Genomic DNA, 1198 nt, shown 5'->3' with positions numbered 1-1198 from the left:
AAAAATGGCAAAAGGCAAATTTGAGCGGACCAAGCCGCACGTCAACGTAGGCACGATTGGCCACGTGGACCATGGCAAGACGACGCTGACGGCGGCGATCACGACCGTTCTGGCATCCAAGTTCGGCGGCGAAGCCAAGGGCTACGACCAAATTGACGCGGCGCCCGAAGAAAAAGCGCGCGGCATCACGATCAACACCGCCCACGTCGAGTACGAAACGGCCAACCGCCACTACGCCCACGTCGACTGCCCAGGCCACGCCGACTATGTGAAGAACATGATCACCGGCGCCGCCCAGATGGACGGCGCTATTTTGGTGTGCTCCGCCGCTGACGGCCCCATGCCCCAGACCCGCGAGCACATCCTGCTGGCCCGCCAGGTGGGCGTGCCTTACATCATCGTGTTCCTGAACAAGTGCGACATGGTTGACGACGCCGAGCTGCTCGAACTCGTCGAAATGGAAGTGCGCGAGTTGCTCGACAAATACGATTTCCCCGGCGACAAGACCCCCATCATCCACGGCAGCGCCAAGCTCGCCATGGAAGGCGACAAGGGCCCCCTGGGCGAAGAAGCCATCATGAAGCTGGCCGAAGCGCTKGACACCTACATTCCCCTGCCAGAGCGCGCTGTTGACGGYGCCTTCCTGATGCCCGTGGAAGACGTGTTCTCCATCTCCGGCCGCGGCACYGTCGTGACCGGCCGTGTCGAGCGCGGTGTGATCAAGGTCGGCGAAGAAATCGAAATTGTCGGTATTGCCGACACGCAAAAGACCACCTGCACCGGCGTGGAAATGTTCCGCAAGCTGCTCGACCAGGGTCAAGCTGGCGACAACGTCGGTATCCTCTTGCGCGGCACCAAGCGCGAAGACGTCCAGCGCGGCCAGGTGCTGTGCAAGCCCGGCTCCATCAAGCCACACACGCACTTCACCGGCGAGATCTACGTTCTGAGCAAGGACGAAGGCGGCCGCCACACGCCATTCTTCAACAACTATCGCCCCCAGTTCTACTTCCGCACGACGGACGTGACCGGTGCGATCGAGTTGCCAGAAGGCAAGGAAATGGTCATGCCAGGCGATAACGTGTCGATCACCGTCAAGCTGATCAACCCGATCGCCATGGAAGAAGGCCTGCGCTTTGCCATCCGCGAAGGCGGCAAGACCGTCGGCGCCGGCGTCGTTGCCAAAATCATTGCGTAATTT

The 1198-nt window shown here is 61.1% G+C and carries 1 protein-coding gene; it reads left to right on the top strand.

What is annotated here, in order from left to right:
* The first annotated feature begins 4 nt into the window (after positions 1–4).
* Positions 5–1195 (top strand): elongation factor Tu, encoded by a 1191-nt coding sequence (gene tuf, locus AC1DU8_RS22745; RefSeq protein WP_436155802.1) that lies wholly within the window; start codon positions 5–7, stop codon positions 1193–1195.
* The last annotated feature ends 3 nt before the right edge of the window (positions 1196–1198 follow it).

It is taken from the genome of Polaromonas sp. P3_A5 (assembly GCF_056403055.1).
This window is presented reverse-complemented; position numbering and strand designations above follow the sequence as displayed.